We start from the raw sequence: 16232 nt of genomic DNA, 5'->3' as shown, positions 1-16232 counted from the left end.
CGGGCCTCCACGAAGGCCCGTCACGACGCCACCTGCTCCCGCGCGTAGTGCGTGGGGGGCAGGCCGACGTGGCGGGTGAAGGCCACGCTGAAGGTGCTCGCGGAGCTGTAGCCGACCTGCTCCGCGACCTCGGCGACGGTGACCTCCTTCCTGCGCCGCAGCAGGTCCTTCGCCTTGGCCATGCGCCAGCCGAGCAGGTACTCCATCGGGGCCATGCCCACCGCGCGGCTGAAGCGCTCGAAGAACGCGGAGCGGGACAGCGCGGCCTCCTTCGCCAACTGCGCCACGGTCCATGCGTGGGTCGGGCGCTCGTGCATCCGGCGGAGGGCCACGGACAGGCGCTCGTCGGAGAGCCCGCGCAGGAGGCCCGGCGACGCCGCGAGGCCCGCCGTGGAGCGGAGCGCTTCGATGAGCAGCACCTCCATGAGGCGGGCGAGGATGACGTCGCGCGCGGGCCGCCGCTCGCGAGACTCGTCCCTCAAGAGCTCCACGAGGGAGGTGAGCCGCTGCTCGCCGCGGACGTGCACGAACTGGGGAAGGAGCGAGACGAGCAGGCTCGCGTCCGGCGAGGCGAAGGTGCAGTACCCCACCATCATCCGGACATCCGGCGGGCCCTGGTGGACGCCGTTCCTGATTTCGCCATCGGGCAACACGATGCGCGGCGTCTCCTGCCTTCCCCTGGGCGGTTCGATGCTCGTCGTCGTGAAGTCGAACGCCGCGGGAACCAGGACGAAGTCCCCCTTCTCGAGGATGACCGGCTCGCGTCCGTCAATCGTGAGGCGGCAGCGCCCCATGAGGACCGCGCAGTAGAAGGGCCGCCCATTCTCCGCGCGCCGCACCCGCCACCTGCCCGCGCCGCTGACGAACTTCGAGAACGGAGCGCCCGGATGGAGCAGCGAGACCACCTCCGTGAGCGGATCCACCATGGCCGGACTCCCGCGAATGAAATCTGGACTCCCTGTTGTAGCAGGTCCGGATGGCGCTCCGTATATCCGTCACCGAACCCGCACCGACAGGAATCCCCATGAAGACCATCTTGATCACCGGCTGCTCGTCCGGCTTCGGCCTCGACACCGCCCGCCACTTCCTCGAACACGGCTGGAAGGTCATCGCCACGATGCGCAAGCCGCGCGAGGACGTGCTGCCCCGCTCCGAGCACCTGCGCGTGCTCCCGCTCGACGTCACCGACCCGGCGAGCATCCGCGGGTTGGTGGAGGCCGCGGGCCCCATCGACGTGCTGGTCAACAACGCGGGCGTGGGCCTGATGGGCGTCTTCGAGGGCACGTCCATGCAGACGGTCCGCGACACCTTCGAGACGAACACCTTCGGAGCGATGACCGTGACCCAGGCGTTCCTGCCCCACTTCCGGCAGCAGAAGTCGGGGGTCATCGTGAACGTCTCGTCGGGAACGACGTTGAGGCCGCTCCCGCTGCTCGCCGTGTACTCCGCGAGCAAGGCGGCGCTCAACGCGTTCACCGAATCACTCGCGCTGGAGCTCCAGCCCTTCGGCGTGCGGGTGGGCCTGGTGATTCCGGGACGGTCCCCGGAGACGCCCTTCGCCCAGAACGCCCAGTCCCGGGGGCAGAATCAGGGCGTCACCGTCCCCGAGGCCTACGCCGGCTTCGTGCGGAGCATCTTCGAGCAGAGGACGGCGCATGCCTCGGGACCGGTCACCCGGTCGGTTGACGTGGTGGAGGCCATCTGGCGCGTGGTGAACGACCCGTCCGCCCCGCTCCGCCTGCCCGCGGGCGCGGACGCCGTGGAGATGGAGCGGGCCCGGACGAGCTGAACCCGGGGTTGCGCTTCAAGCGCACCGGCTCGTGAGATATCCGTGTCGATCCACCGCACGGTCATTCGTCGTGCGGTTGGACCCCACTGCCAGGAGCCCCCCATGCGCTTCATGCTCATTCCCCGCCCGTCCACCCTCGAGCCCACGCACTCGGACGCGCCCTTCGACGAGGCCGTCTTCATCGCGCAGATGAAGTTCAACGAGGAGATGCACCGGGCCGGCGTGCTCGTCGCCTCGGAGGGGCTCAGCCCCGCCCCGGGTGCGCACGTGGTCTTCAAGGACGGCAAGTCCACCGTGAAGGACGGCCCCTACGCGGAGACCAAGGAGCTCATCGGTGGCTTCTACGTGCTGGAGGTGAAGTCGAAGGAGGAGGCCATCGAGTGGGCCCGCCGCTATCCGGGCGGCATGGGCAACGACGACGTGATGGAGGTCCGCCCCCTCACCGGCGCCGCGGACATCCCGCCGGAGCTGGTGACGCTCATCGAGAAGGTGGCGCCCACCTGGAGCCAGACCTTCAAGAAGTCGTCGTGACGCGGGGGGCTCCCAGGCCCTCCGGAACCGCCCCGGCGTCATCTCCAGGGTGAGGCCCCCTGCCCGCTCGCCCTCCAGCCCCGCGTGCGCCGCTCCTTTCCCTGGGGCGCCCGGGAGGGTAATCACCAGGGCGTGAAGACTCCGGCCGTCGAGAACCTCCCGCCCCCGTCCGACACCGAAACGGCTCCGCCGCCCGACGTCTCCGTGGAGGACGTGCGCCGCGCCACGGCGCTGCTCAGCACGCTCGCCGAGCACCGCGCGCTGCTGCACCACCTGCCGCAGCAGGACCACCACGCGCTGATGGCCGCCGCGGGCCGGCTCATCCACCCGGACAAGGCCACGAAGTCCCGGATGGTCAACGCGCTCCGCAAGGAGAAGAAGGACGTGCTGCGCGCCAACGACCGCGCGGTGCGCTCCAGCACGGAGATCCGCGTGCTGCGCAAGGCGCCGGTGCTCTCCCTGCCCGCGCTGCCCGCGCCGCCCCCGGAGGCCGCGCCGGAGCGCCTGCTGGAGGTGCCGCGCAAGTGCTACGTGTGCAAGGTGGAGTTCCGCAAGGTCCACTTCTTCTACGACGCCATGTGCATCCCGTGCGGGGACCTGAACTACGCCCGGCGCACGCAGCGCGCGGACCTCCAGGGCCAGGTGGCGCTCATCACCGGCGCGCGGGTGAAGATTGGCTTCCAGGCTTCGCTGATGCTGCTGCGCTCGGGGGCGACCGTCATCTCCACCACGCGGTTCCCGAAGGACGCGGTGCACCGCTACGCGCGCGAGCCGGACTTCGCGGACTGGGCCCACCGGCTCCAGGTGCACGGCCTGGACCTGCGTCACGCGCCCAGCGTGGAGCTGTTCGCGCGCCACATCGAACAGACGTACGAGCGGCTGGACATCCTCATCAACAACGCCGCCCAGACGGTGCGCCGGCCGCCGGGCTTCTACCAGCACCTGCTGGACGGCGAGCTGCGCGACCTGGAGTCCCTGGCCCCGGAGCTGCGCCCGCTGCTCGCGGGTCACGCGTCCTGCGTCGCCGCGCTCCGCCCCGCGCTGGGTTCGGGGGACCCGGGCAGCACGTCCCTGCCCGTGGCGACCTGGCGCAGCAGCGACCCGGCGCTGGGCATCCACTCGTCCGCCGCGCTGTCGCTGCTCCCCTACGCCATGGAGCAGGAGGGCGACACGCGCGCCCTCTTCCCGGAGGGCCGGCTGGACGCGGACCTCCAGCAGGTGGACCTGCGGGCCACGAACTCCTGGCGCCTCAAGCTGTCGGAGGTGCGCACCGCGGAGATGCTGGAGGTGCACCTGGTGAACGCGGTGGCGCCCTTCATCCTGTGCGGGAAGCTGAAGCCGCTGATGCTGAAGGACCGCTCGCGCCCGGGCCACATCGTCAACGTGTCCGCCATGGAGGGCAGCTTCAGCCGCTGGACGAAGACGGACCGGCACCCGCACACCAACATGGCCAAGGCCGCGCTGAACATGATGACGCTCACCTCCGCGCCGGACTACGCGCGGGACAACATCTTCATGAACGCGGTGGACACCGGCTGGGTGACGGACGAAGACCCCGCCCGCTTCGCCGAGCGCAAGACGCAGGAGTTGGACTTCCAGCCCCCGCTGGACATCGTGGACGGGGCCGCGCGCGTCGTGGACCCCGTCATCACCGCCGTGAACACCGGCGAGAACGTCTGGGGCAACTTCTTCAAGGACTACCGCCCCACGGACTGGTGAGCCCCCGGCCGCCAGCCAGGATTCCTGGCATTCCAGCTTAGGCGAATCTGTCTACCGGCGTGCGGGCGGGTTCGCAAGGCCCCGGATTCACTGCCAAAGGGCCGGGCCGGTGGTATCAAGCACGCCACCATGTCCGAAAAGCCTTCGCCCCTGTTCAACGCGGTCCCCGTGGAGATGGACTTCCCGGCCGAGGAGCGCCGCATCCTGGCCTTCTGGAAGGAGCGCGGCATCTTCGAGAAATCGCTCAAGGCGAACGAAGGCAAGACTCCCTTCGTCTTCTACGAAGGCCCGCCCACCGCGAACGGCCTGCCCCACAACGGCCACGTCCTCACGCGCGTCATCAAGGACCTGTTCCCCCGCTACCAGACCATGCTGGGCCACTACGTGCCGCGCAAGGCGGGCTGGGACACGCACGGCCTGCCGGTCGAGGTGGAGGTGGAGAAGGAGCTCCGCATCCACGGCAAGGCGGAGATCGAGAAGTACGGCGTGGAGCCCTTCACGGAGCGCTGCATCGAGTCCGTGTTCCGCTACACCTCCGAGTGGGAGCGGCTGACCCAGCGCATCGGCTTCTGGGTGGACCTCAACGAGGCCTACGTCACCTATCACCGCGGCTTCGTGCAGAGCGTGTGGTGGGCGCTCTCCGAGCTCTACAAGAAGGGCCTCCTGTACCAGGGCCACAAGGTGGTCTGGTGGTGGCCGCGCGGCGGCACCGCGCTGTCCGCGGCCGAAGTGGGCCTGGGCTACAAGACGGTGGACGACCCCAGCGTCTACGTGGCCTTCCCGCTGCGCGACGCTCCGGACACGGCGCTGCTCATCTGGACGACGACGCCCTGGACGCTGCCGTCCAACATGTACGCCGCCGTCAACCCGTCCGTGGACTACGTCACGGTGGACGCGGGCGACCGCAAGCTCATCCTCGCCGCCGCGCTGCGCGAGGAGCTGGCCAAGAAGCTGAAGAAGGACCTGCCCGTGCTGTCCACGCAGAAGGGCAGCGACCTGGTCGGCAAGCGCTACACGCCGCCCTTCGACACGTACTTCGCGAAGGAGGCGGACGCCACGCTGCCGCTGAAGGACGGCGAGCAGGACACGGTGGGCTGGCGCGTGATTCCGGCGGACTTCGTCACGCTGGACAGCGGCACGGGCATCGTCCACACGGCGCCCGCCTTCGGCGAGGACGACTACAAGGCCTACCGCAAGGACGCCACGCGCTTCCAGGACCCGGACGCCCTGGTCATGCGCTGCGCGGTGAAGCCGGACGGCACCTTCTCCGACGAGGTGCCGCTCGTCACCGGCCGCTTCGTGAAGGACGCGGACAAGGACCTGCAGCGCAACCTGAAGGAGCGCGGGCTGCTCATCCACACGGAGCAGTACCGCCACGAGTACCCCTTCTGCTGGCGCGCGGACGAAGACCCGCTCATCCAGTACGCCCGCCCCGCCTGGTACATCCGCACCACCTCCGTCATCGAGCAGGCCCAGGCCAACAACCAGCAGGTCAACTGGGTCCCGGAGAACATCAAGGACGGCCGCTTCGGCGACTTCCTGGCCAACAACGTGGACTGGGCCCTGTCGCGCGAGCGCTACTGGGGCACGCCGCTGCCCCTGTGGATCCACTCCGAAACGGGTGAGACGGAGGCCGTGGCCTCCATCGCGGAGCTGCGCCAGAAGCCGGGCAACAACGTGGCCGCCGTGGAGGCGGAGCTGAAGGCGTTCCTCGCCGGCAAGCCCCACGAGTCCAACGCGGAGCACCTGCTGGTCCACAAGCCGTGGATCGACAAGGTGACGTACGAGAAGCCCGGCGCCGGCGGGAAGTTCCAGCGCGTCCCGGAAGTGGTGGACGTGTGGTTCGACTCCGGCTGCATGCCCTTCGCGCAGTGGGGCTTCCCGCACGCGGAAGGCTCCCGGGAGATCTTCAACCGCGCGTTCCCGGCGGACTTCATCTCGGAGGCCATCGACCAGACGCGCGGCTGGTTCTACTCGCTGCTCATGGTCAGCACGCTCCTCTTCGACGAGGAGACGCAGAAGCGCATGGGCCTGACGCCCAAGCGCGAGTGGCCCATGCCGTACAAGAGCTGCATCGTGCTGGGACACGTCTCCGACAAGGAGGGCAAGAAGGAGTCCAAGTCCAAGGGCAACTACACCCCGCCGGAGATCATCCTGGACGAGGTGCGCATGGACTTCGCGGTGCTCACCGCCACGGAGGCCGGCGTCCCCGCGGAGCCCGGCGTGGCGCTCATCGCGCGCGAGGACCTGGAGGGCCTGGACACGCAGGAGGGCGCGAAGGTGCAGCTCTTCCGCCCGGACCGGCCGGAGAAGCCCGTCACGGTGACGCTGAAGGTGCACAAGAAGCTCAAGCGCCGCGTGGTGCTGCTGGCGCCGCCGGAGCTCCAGCAGTTGGACGTGAAGCCCTCCGCGCGCGGCGTGGACGTGATGCCGGTGGAGGTGCCCCGGCTGGCGGCCACCGAGCGCGTGGTGCTCAAGGACCCCGCCACCAAGGCGCCGGGCGCGGACGCGTTCCGGTGGTTCTTCTACGCGGCGAGCCCCACCTGGTCCAACACGCGCCACTCGCTGGCGAACGTGCGGCTGTTGCAGAAGGACTTCCAGGTCAAGCTGCGCAACGTCTACTCGTTCTTCACCATCTACGCGAACATCGACGGGTTCAACCCGGCGAAGGGCACCGCGGGCAGCACGGAGGCCCCGTGGCTGGCCATCCGCAAGAGCCAGGGCTGGCGCGAGGTGAAGGCCCGGCCGGTGCTGGACCGGTGGATCCTCTCCGAGGTGCAGCTCACCCTGCGCGACGTGGCCAAGGCGCTGGACACGTACCAGGTCTACGACGCGGCCCAGCGGATGGTGGCGCTGGTGGACGCGCTGTCCAACTGGTACCTGCGCCGCAGCCGCGAGCGCTTCTGGGCGCCGGGCTTCGAGCAGGACAAGCAGGACGCGTACTTCACGCTCTACGAAGCCCTGACCACCCTCACCGCCATGGCCGCCCCCTTCATCCCGTTCTTCGCGGACGAGATGTGGGGCAACCTGGTGGGCAAGCCGTGGGGCGCGTCGCAGCCGGAGAGCGTGCACCTGGCGCGCTTCCCGGACGTGGACACGAGCCTCATCGACGAGGGGCTGGCGGCGGAAATGGGCGCCGTGCGCGAGCTGGTGTCGCTGGGCCTCAAGGTCCGCACGGACAACCGGCTCAAGGTGCGCCAGCCGCTGTCGCGCGCGGACGTCATCCTGTCGCGCCGTGAGCTGACGGAGCGCGTGGCGGTGTACCAGGCGCTCATCAGCGACGAGCTGAACGTGCACACCGTGAAGCTGGTGGAGCCGGGCAGCCCGGAGGCGGACGTGGTGCGCTACCGCGTGCGCCCCAACCTGCGCGCCATGGGCAGCCGGCTGGGCCCCAAGCTCGCGCCGGTGCGCAAGGCGTTCGACTCGGGCGACGGCCGCGCGCTGCACCAGGAGCTGCTCACCACGGGCAAGGTGGCCCTGAACGTGGGCGGCGAGGACATGGTCTTCCCGGCCGAGGAGCTGGAGACGCTGGTGGAGGCGCAGCCGGGCTACGCCGCCGCGGGCGGGGCCGTGGGCGTGGTGGTGATGCACACGCAGCTCACGGAGGCCCTGGTGGACGAAGGCCTGGTGCGCGAGCTGCTGGCGCGCGTGCAGGGCTCCCGCAAGGACATGAACCTGGGCTACACCGACCGCATCCGCCTCTGGGTGGACGGCGATGAGCGCGTGAAGCGCGTGGTCGACGCGGCCCGCGAGGAGATCGCCCGCGAGACGCTCGCCTCCGAAATCCACGTGGGCCCCGAGGGGCTCACCGGCACGGAGGAGGAGGCCAGCCTCAACGGCCTCCCCGCGAAGCTCCGCGTCGAGCGCGCCTGAGCTCCGGACCTCCGGAGCGCAGGGAAGGACCGCTCCGGGGAGCCCCATCCCCGGAGCCTCGGGTGTCGCCCGTCAGCGCCACTTCGTGAACCACGTCAGGGCGCGGGCTTGAACATGACCCCACCGAGGACCGCCGGAAGGCCGCGCCTCAGTTCACGGTGAACGTCGTGTCGTTGCGGTACAGCAGCGTCTGGGACCAGTCCGCCGTGTAGACGAGCGTGTCCACGCGGCAGGTGCCCGCGCTCAGCGACGTGGGGCGGGTCATACGTCCCGCCGCGCACTTTACAGCTTACGTGTCAGCAAGGACCAGGCGGGCTTCGCTGTCCGTGGGCGCCCGCCGATATGCGCCGGGCCCCACGCCCCAGTGGCGCTTGAAGGCCTTGCTGAAGGCGGGCCCGCTTTCGTAGCCGGCGCGCTCGGCGATGGTGTCCAGGCTGTCAGTGGATTCGCGCAGCCAGCGCGCGGCGCGGATCATCCGCCAGTGGGCCAGGTAGTGCAGCGGCGTCTCTCCCACCAGCGAGTGGAAGCGCGCGGCGAACCCGGAGCGGGACACCCCCACGGACCGGGCCAGCCGCTCCAACGTCCATGGGGCGCCGGGCTGCTCGTGCATCAACGCGAGCGCGTTCCCGATGGCCGGATCCGCCAGCGCCTTCCATCCCGCCTGCCCCGCGCCTCCGAGCGCCGTCTGGGCCCGCAGCGCATGGACGAGCAGCACGTCCGCCAGCCGGCCCAGCACCAGCGCGCTGCCGGGCCCCGGCAGGGCGGTCTCCGCGGTGATGAGCTGCACGCTCGCGGCGAGCGAGGGCGTCCCCTGCCCCTCCTGCGTGGACAGGCGGATGATGGAGGGGAAGGCCCTCAGCAGCGGATGCGACGGGTCCGCGCCGAACTGGAAGCAGCCGGTGATGAGCGTGGTGAGCGGCCCGGTGCCCCCCAGCCGCGTGGCGGGTGGGCGGAGCCGTTGCGCCGGGACGAAGTCGCTCGCGGCGGGGGTGCGACGGCCGCCGTCATCCAGCACGTGCGCGGGCGCCCGGGGCAGCAGCACCACGTCTCCGGCGGACAGGAACACCGGCTTCGCCGCGCCCTCCACCTGGAGGCGCAGGCTCCCACGCGCCACCACGTAGAAGGAGGCGTTGGCCTTGCGGGGCAGGCGCACCGCCCAGGGCACGCCCAGCTCGAAGCGGCCGAAGAGAAGCGTCTTGAACCGCAGCGTCTCCAGCACGTCGGAGACCACGTCGGTCTTCCCGTCCGGAGGCATTGGACTTTGAGACAGTTCTTTTGGACGCGGTGACATGGGGCGTCCATAACGAGCGGCCTATTCCTGGTCCATCACCTCTTGCTGGAGGCCGCACATGGACCGCACTTCCCCTGACCTGTCCCGGCTGATGGACGCGCACCTCGCGCTCATCGCCACGGACGTCGAGCGCTGGCTGGCGCTCTTCGCGGACGACGCCGTCGTCGAGTTCCCCTACGCCCCCTCGCTCGGCAGGCCGTCGCGGCTGGAGGGCATCGAGGCCATCCGCGCCTACTTCGCGCCCATCACGAAGCACTTCCAGGGGCTCACCTTCACGGACGTCCGGCGCTACCCGGGCGTGGATTCAACGACGGGTTGGCTGGAGGTGCACGGCGCGGCCACGTTGCAGCCCGGGAACATCCCCTACGAGCAGGACTACGTGATGCGGGTGCAGGTGCGCGACGGCCGCATCGTGCACTACCGCGAGTACTGGAACCCGCTGGCCGCGCCCCGCGGCACCTTCGAGTCCTTCACCCGGGAGCAGGCATGACGCGCATCCTCGTCATTGGAGCCGCTGGCAACACGGGCCGCCCCATCGCGCAAGGGCTCATGGCGGAGGGCTTCACGGTGCGCACCGCCACGCGCGATGCGCGACCGCCCACCGCCGCCGAGCACGTGCGCTTCGACTGGGCGGATCCGTCCACGCACGAGGCCGCGTTCGAAGGCGTGGACCGGATGTATGCCCTGGCGCCCGCGCTGGTGGAGGACCCGTCCGTCCTGATGACCTCCGTCCTGAAGCGCGCGCTGGCTGGCGGCGTGCGGCGGGTCGTCCTGCTCTCCTCGTCCGTCGTTCCAGAGCAGGGCCCGGGGCTGGGGCAGGTGCACCACCTCCTGCGCACGCACGCGCCGGAGTGGGCCGTGCTCCAGCCGTCGTGGTTCATGCAGAACTTCATCAGCCCCGGCCACCACCACGCGGCCAGCCTCCAGCGCGACGGCGCGCTGGTGACGGCCACCGGCCAGGGACGGGTGGGCTTCGTGGACGCGGCGGACATCGCGGCGGTGGGCGTCCGGGCGCTGGCGGATGCGAAGCCGCACGACACCGCGCACGTCATCACCGGGCCCCAGGCGCTGAGCTACGACGACCTCGCGGCCATCCTGTCCCGGGTGGCGGGCCGCTCCATCCGGCACGTGCACGCGACGCCCGCCGAGGCCCAACGGCACCTCCAGGACTCCGGCATGCCGGAAGTCTACGCGCGCTTCCTCACGCAGCTCGACATGCTCATCCGCGACGGCGCGGAGGACCGCGTCACGGACACCGTGCTCCGGGTCACCGGCCGGCCGCCTCGGGACTTCGAGTCCTTCATCCGGGCCCACCCGGACGTCTGGCGTTGAGTCCGCGCCCTCAAGGGAGACGCGCCACCGCCCGGGCGACGGGCGGCGGCGCGGACGGCTCAGGTGCAGGTCTTCGGATAGCTGGAGTTCGGCAGGCAGACCTTCACCTGCCCACCGTTGCAGCCGCACCAGTTGGACGTGCACTGCGAATCGCTGGTGCACGCCGTCCAGTTGGCACACTGCTTCGGATACGTCGAGTTCGGCAGACACACGCGGGTCGTGCCCCCGTTGCAGCCACAGCGATTGGAGGCGCAGTCCGCGTCTCCGCTGCACGACGCCCAGTTGGGCTGCAACTGCGACTCGATGCTGCCCACCTCCACGTCAGACGTCGTCTCCTCCGGCGCCATGTCCATGCCGCCGCACGCCAGCAACGGCAACACCAACAAGGCCAGGAACAGGCTTTGACGCTTCATCACATCGCCTCCATGCAGGGGTGATGTCCCAGCTCGCCTGGGATTGCGATTGCCGGGACGCCCAATCCCTACCAAAAGCAAAAATACGAGTCAAAGCCGCTTAATCCGATTTAATTGCAGCTAACGGCCATCTGGGGACGTCCCGGTGACGCATGGGGACTGCCGTGCACTCCGGGCGGGCGGGCCCACCAGGGCATTGCCCCGGGCAGGGCATTGCGCCTATGGGAGGGGCATGGCTGACGTGCCTCTTACCGCAGCGGACTTCCCGCCCCCTTCCGTCGAGGAGTGGCGCCGGCTGGTGGACAAGGACCTCAAGGGCAAGCCCTTCACGGTGCTCCAGTCCCCCCTGGAGGGCGGCCTGTCCCTCCAGCCCCTCTACACGCCCCAGGACGCCCCGGCGCCCTCCGAGCCGCCCGGCGTCGCACCCTACGTGCGCGGCACCCAGCCGCTGGGCCACACCGAGGGCGGATGGCTTCTTTGCCAGGAGTACGCGGGCCCGGACGTGGCCGCGACCGCCGGCGCGCTCCGCGAGGACCTGGAGCGCGGCACCCAGGGCGTGTGGCTGCTCCTGGACGCGCCCCACGGCCTGGACGTGAAGGACGAGGCCACGCTGGAGCGGCTGCTCCACCACGTGCCGCTGGAGCGCACGCCGGTGCACCTGGAGCCGACCGCGGACGTGCTGCGGCCCGCGTCCCTGCTCCTGGAGGTGCTGGCGAAGAAGGCCGGCGCCGCGAAGCAGGCCCTGCGCGGCAGCCTGGGCATCGACCCCATCGCCGCGCTCGCGCGCCACGGCGCCGCGAAGGTGGACGTGGCCCGCACGCTGAAGGAGGCCGCGCCCCTCGTCACGTCGCTGCTCAAGGACGCGCCGGGCCTGCGCGCGCTGCTCGTGTCCTCGCGCCCCTGGGCGGACGCGGGCGCCACGTCCGTGCACGAGCTGGCGTGGACCCTCGCCACCGGCGTGGAGTACCTGCGCGAGCTGGAGCGCGCGGGCGTGACGCCGGGCGAGGCCGCGCGGTCCATGCAGTTCGCCCTGTCCGTGGGCGGGCAGTTCTTCCCGGAGATCGCCAAGCTGCGCGCGGCGCGGCTGCTCTGGTCCAAGGTGGTCGCCGCTTCGGGCGGCGCGCCGGAGTCGCAGGCCATGGCGCTGCACGCGCGCACGGCCAGCGCCACCAAGACGCGGCGCGACCCGTGGGTGAACATCCTGCGCGGCACCGCGGAGTCCTTCGCCGCCGTCGTCGCGGGCGCGGACAGCGTCAGCACCGCTCCCTTCGACGAGCCCCTGGGCACGCCCGACGAGCAGAGCCGGCGGCTGGCGCGCAACACGCAGCTCATCCTGCGCGACGAGTCCAGCCTCAACCGTGTCGCGGACCCCGCGGGCGGCAGCTACTACCTGGAGCAGCTCACCGGCGAGTTCGCCCGCGCGGCCTGGGCGGAGCTCCAGCGCATCGAGGCGCTGGGCGGCATCTCCCGCGCCATCGCGCAGGGCGACGTGGCCCGCGTCCTCACGGAGACGCGCGCCGCGCGCGACAAGGCCGTGCGCACGCGCAAGCTCCCCATCGTGGGCGTCAGCGAGTTCCCCCACCTCCACGAGGCCCCCGTGCAGCGCGAGGCCCGTCCGGCGGCGCCCGCTCCGGCGGAGGGCGCCGTCACCCCGCCCCAGCCCTTCCGCGTGGCGGAGGCCTTCGAGTCCCTGCGCGACGCGAGCGACCGCTACCACGCGGCGCACGGCGCCCGTCCTCGCGCCTTCATGGCCAACCTGGGCACCGTGGCGGAGCACACCGCGCGCTCCACCTGGATTGCCAACGTGCTCGCCGTGGGCGGCATCGAAGCCGTCGAGCACCACGGCTTCGCGGACGCGAACGCCGCCGCGGAGCTGTTCGCGAAGGCGGGCACGACGCTCGCCGTCATCTCCGGTCCGGACGCCCTCTACCCGGAGGCCGTGCCCGCCTACGTCGCGGCCCTCAGGGCGAAGGGCGCCCGCACGGTCGCCGTCGCGGGCCGCCCCGGTGACCACGAGGCCACCTTCCGCGCGGCCGGCGTGGACCTCTTCCTCTACGCGGGAGCGGACCTGTTCCAGCTCCTGAAGACGCTGCACACGCACCTGGGAGTGGCCTGATGCGCCCCACCGTTCCGGACTTCTCCCGCGTCGCCTTCGACGCCCCCGAAACCCAGACGCCCGCGTCCGTGCTGGAGCAGCAGCGCGCGAAGGCGAGTGAGGCCACGCGCGCCGCGGAGGCCTGGGACACGCCCGAGGGCATCCCGGTGAAGCCGCTCTACACCCGCGAGGACCTGGAGGGCGTGGCGCACCTGGGCTCGCTGCCGGGCCTGCCGCCCTTCGTGCGCGGCCCGTACTCCACCATGTACGTGCAGCAGCCGTGGACGGTGCGCCAGTACGCGGGCTTCTCCACGGCGGAGGCGTCCAACGCCTTCTACCGCCGCAACCTCGCGGCCGGTCAGAAGGGCCTGTCCATCGCGTTCGACCTGGCCACGCACCGCGGCTACGACAGCGACCACCCGCGCGTCGCGGGTGACGTGGGCATGGCGGGCGTCGCCATCGACTCCATCAAGGACATGCGCATCCTGTTCGACCGCATCCCGCTCGACCAGATGAGCGTGTCGATGACGATGAACGGCGCCGTCCTCCCCGTGGTCGCGCTCTACGTGGTCGCGGCCGAGGAGCAGGGCGTGAAGCCCGAGCAGCTCAGCGGGACCATCCAGAACGACATCCTCAAGGAGTTCATGGTCCGCAACACGTACATCTATCCGCCCGGCCCCTCGATGCGCATCATCGGGGACATCTTCAAGTTCACGGCGGAGCGGATGCCGCGCTTCAACAGCATCAGCATCAGCGGCTACCACATGCAGGAGGCCGGCGCGACGCAGGACCTGGAGCTGGGCTACACGCTCGCGGACGGCGTGGAGTACGTGCGGGCGGGGCTCGCCGCGGGCCTGGGCGTGGACGCGTTCGCCCCGCGCCTGTCGTTCTTCTGGGCCATCGGGATGAACTTCTTCATGGAGGTGGCCAAGATGCGCGCGGCCCGCCTCCTGTGGGCCCGCCTCATCAAGGGCTTCAATCCCAAGAGCGACAAGAGCCTGGCGCTGCGCACCCACTGCCAGACGTCCGGCTGGAGCCTCACCGCGCAGGACGTCTACAACAACGTCGTGCGCACCTGCGTGGAGGCCATGGCCGCGACGCAGGGCCACACCCAGAGCCTGCACACCAACTCGCTGGATGAGGCCATCGCGCTGCCCACGGACTTCAGCGCGCGCATCGCCCGCAACACGCAGCTCTACCTCCAGTTGGAGAGCGGCACCACGCGCGTCATCGACCCGTGGGGCGGCAGCTACTACGTGGAGCGCCTCACCCACGAGCTGGCCCAGAAGGCCTGGGGCCACATCCAGGAGGTCGAGGCGCTGGGCGGCATGACCCAGGCCATTGAAGCGGGCCTGCCCAAGCTGCGCATCGAAGAGGCCGCCGCGCGCACGCAGGCGCGCATCGACTCCGGACGCCAGGCCATCATCGGCGTGAACAAGTACCCGCCGGAGCGCCCGGACAACATCGAAATCCTCAAGGTGGACAACTCCGCCGTGCGCGAGGCGCAGATTTCCCGCCTGCGCGAGCTGCGCGCGGAGCGCGATGGCGAAGAGGTCCGCCGCCGCCTGGACGCGCTCACGGAGGCGGGCCGCCGCAACGAGGGCAACCTGCTGGCGCTGGCCATCGACGCGGCGCGGGCGAAGGCCACCGTCGGAGAAATCAGCGACGCACTGGAGAAGGTCTTCGGGCGCTACGAGGCCACCGTGCGCGGGGTGACGGGCGTGTACTCAGCGGAAGCAGGACAGGCGCAGGGCATCTCCGAGGCGCGGGCGAAGGCGGATGACTTCCTGGCGCGCTTCGGCCGCCGGCCGCGCATCCTCATCGCGAAGATGGGCCAGGACGGCCACGACCGCGGGCAGAAGGTCATCGCCACCGCGTTCGCGGACCTGGGCTTCGACGTGGACATCGGGCCGCTGTTCCAGACGCCGGAGGAGTCCGCGCGCCAGGCGGTGGAGAACGACGTGCACGTGGTGGGCGCGTCGTCGCTGGCCGCGGGCCACCTCACGCTGGTGCCGCAGCTCAAGCACGCCCTCAAGGCCCTGGGCCGCGAGGACATCATGGTCGTGGTGGGCGGCGTCATCCCGCCGCAGGACTACGACGCGCTCCGCGCCGCTGGCGCCGCCGCCATCTTCGGCCCCGGCACCGTCATCGCGAAGGCCGCCATCGAGCTGCTCGACAAGCTGGCCGCCGAGCAGGAGGCGGCGTGAAGCTGCTGCCCGCGGACACCTACGTGGACGGCGTGCGCGCGGGCGACAGGGCGGTGCTCGCGCGCGCCATCACCCTGGTGGAGAGCGAGCACCCGCGCCACGCCGCGCTCGCGCAGGAGGTCCTCACGCGGCTGTTGCCCCACACCGGCAAGAGCCGCCGCGTGGGCATCAGCGGCGTGCCCGGCGTGGGCAAGAGCACCTTCATCGACGCGCTGGGCATGCACCTGGTGGGAAGCGGCCACAAGGTGGCGGTGCTCGCCATCGACCCGTCCAGCAGCGTCACGGGCGGCAGCATCCTGGGCGACAAGACGCGCATGTACCGGCTGGCGCGCGAGCTGGCCGCGTACATCCGCCCCAGCCCCTCCAGCGGCACGCTGGGCGGCGTCGCGCGCAAGACGCGGGAGACGCTGCTGCTCTGCGAGGCCGCCGGCTTCGACGTGGTGCTGGTGGAGACGGTGGGCGTGGGCCAGTCCGAGACGGTGGTCGCGGACCTGGTGGACTTCTACCTGGTGCTGATGCTCGCGGGCGCCGGGGACGAGCTGCAGGGCATCAAGCGCGGCATCCTGGAAGTCGCGGACATGGTGGCCATCAACAAGGCGGACGGCGACAACCTGCCGCGCGCCACGCGAGCCCGCGCGGAGTACCGCGCCGCCCTGCACCTGATGCGCCCCGGCGCGGAGCCGGTGGTCACCACGTGCAGCGCCATGGAGGGCACCGGCATCGACACGCTGTGGGCCTCCGTGGAGGACGTCGTCGCCCGGCGCGAGGCCTCCGGCGAGCTCCTGCGCCGGCGCACCCAGCAGCAGGTGGGCTGGATGTGGGCCATGGTGAACGACGGCCTGCGAGCGGCCCTGCGGGCGCACCCCGAGGTGTCCGCCCTGGTGCCGGAATTGGAGCAGGCCGTACGCGAAGGACGCGCGACGCCCACCTCCGCCGCACTGCGTGTGCTGGGCGCGTTCCTGCCGCAATCGCAGCCCTGACG

12 protein-coding genes are annotated in these 16232 nt (G+C 71.0%); 9 read left to right on the top strand and 3 right to left on the bottom strand.

Going from position 1 to position 16232, the window contains the following annotated elements; translation table 11 throughout:
* Positions 1-20: 20 nt before the first annotated feature.
* Positions 21-926 (bottom strand): AraC family transcriptional regulator, encoded by a 906-nt coding sequence (locus K8556_RS06085; RefSeq protein WP_223739061.1) that lies wholly within the window; start codon positions 924-926, stop codon positions 21-23.
* Positions 927-1024: 98 nt separating this feature from the next.
* On the opposite strand from K8556_RS06085, the gene K8556_RS06080 reads away from it, so the two are divergent.
* The 4 genes from K8556_RS06080 to ileS all read left to right on the top strand — a co-directional run bounded on the left by K8556_RS06080 (position 1025) and on the right by ileS (position 7912).
* The gene (locus K8556_RS06080; protein ID WP_223739060.1) at positions 1025-1789 is read left to right on the top strand and encodes an SDR family oxidoreductase; all 765 of its coding nucleotides are present in this window, start codon (positions 1025-1027) and stop codon (positions 1787-1789) included.
* Positions 1790-1891: 102 nt separating this feature from the next.
* Positions 1892-2320 carry a YciI family protein gene (locus K8556_RS06075; RefSeq protein ID WP_223739059.1) on the top strand — a complete coding sequence of 143 codons (429 nt, stop codon included), beginning with the start codon at positions 1892-1894 and terminating at the stop codon, positions 2318-2320.
* Between the two features lie 132 nt (positions 2321-2452).
* Positions 2453-4039 carry an SDR family NAD(P)-dependent oxidoreductase gene (locus tag K8556_RS06070; RefSeq protein ID WP_223739058.1) on the top strand — a complete coding sequence of 529 codons (1587 nt, stop codon included), beginning with the start codon at positions 2453-2455 and terminating at the stop codon, positions 4037-4039.
* A gap of 129 nt (positions 4040-4168) precedes the next feature.
* Positions 4169-7912, top strand: coding sequence for an isoleucine--tRNA ligase (gene ileS / locus K8556_RS06065; protein WP_223739057.1), 3744 nt, complete (start codon positions 4169-4171; stop codon positions 7910-7912).
* Between the two features lie 289 nt (positions 7913-8201).
* On the opposite strand, the gene K8556_RS06060 is transcribed toward ileS, so the two are convergent.
* Positions 8202-9167 (bottom strand): AraC family transcriptional regulator, encoded by a 966-nt coding sequence (locus K8556_RS06060; RefSeq protein WP_223739056.1) that lies wholly within the window; start codon positions 9165-9167, stop codon positions 8202-8204.
* Positions 9168-9261: 94 nt separating this feature from the next.
* Between K8556_RS06060 and K8556_RS06055 the strand changes: the two genes are divergently transcribed.
* Positions 9262-9693 (top strand): nuclear transport factor 2 family protein, encoded by a 432-nt coding sequence (locus K8556_RS06055; protein WP_223739055.1) that lies wholly within the window; start codon positions 9262-9264, stop codon positions 9691-9693.
* Positions 9690-10535 (top strand): NmrA family NAD(P)-binding protein, encoded by an 846-nt coding sequence (locus tag K8556_RS06050; RefSeq protein WP_223739054.1) that lies wholly within the window; start codon positions 9690-9692, stop codon positions 10533-10535. Before K8556_RS06055 ends, K8556_RS06050 begins: the two co-directional genes overlap by 4 nt.
* Positions 10536-10594: 59 nt before the next feature.
* Here K8556_RS06050 and K8556_RS06045 read toward each other — a convergent pair whose 3' ends face one another.
* A complete protein-coding gene (locus K8556_RS06045; RefSeq protein WP_223739053.1) occupies positions 10595-10948 on the bottom strand; it encodes a hypothetical protein in 354 nt (117 codons plus the stop codon).
* A 232-nt stretch (positions 10949-11180) separates the two neighbouring features.
* Between K8556_RS06045 and K8556_RS06040 the strand changes: the two genes are divergently transcribed.
* Genes K8556_RS06040 through meaB form a run of 3 tightly spaced genes read left to right on the top strand, consistent with a single transcriptional unit; the run spans position 11181 to position 16230 of the window.
* The gene (locus tag K8556_RS06040) at positions 11181-13064 is read left to right on the top strand and encodes a methylmalonyl-CoA mutase family protein (RefSeq protein ID WP_223739052.1); all 1884 of its coding nucleotides are present in this window, start codon (positions 11181-11183) and stop codon (positions 13062-13064) included.
* A complete protein-coding gene (gene scpA / locus K8556_RS06035) occupies positions 13064-15250 on the top strand; it encodes a methylmalonyl-CoA mutase (RefSeq protein ID WP_223739051.1) in 2187 nt (728 codons plus the stop codon). The genes K8556_RS06040 and scpA overlap by 1 nt, the downstream gene beginning before the upstream one ends.
* Positions 15247-16230 (top strand): methylmalonyl Co-A mutase-associated GTPase MeaB, encoded by a 984-nt coding sequence (gene meaB / locus K8556_RS06030; protein WP_223739050.1) that lies wholly within the window; start codon positions 15247-15249, stop codon positions 16228-16230. Before scpA ends, meaB begins: the two co-directional genes overlap by 4 nt.
* Positions 16231-16232 lie beyond the last annotated feature (2 nt).

The organism is Corallococcus sp. AS-1-12, assembly GCF_020036995.1.
Taxonomy (GTDB): Bacteria; Myxococcota; Myxococcia; order Myxococcales; family Myxococcaceae; genus Corallococcus.
This window is presented reverse-complemented; position numbering and strand designations above follow the sequence as displayed.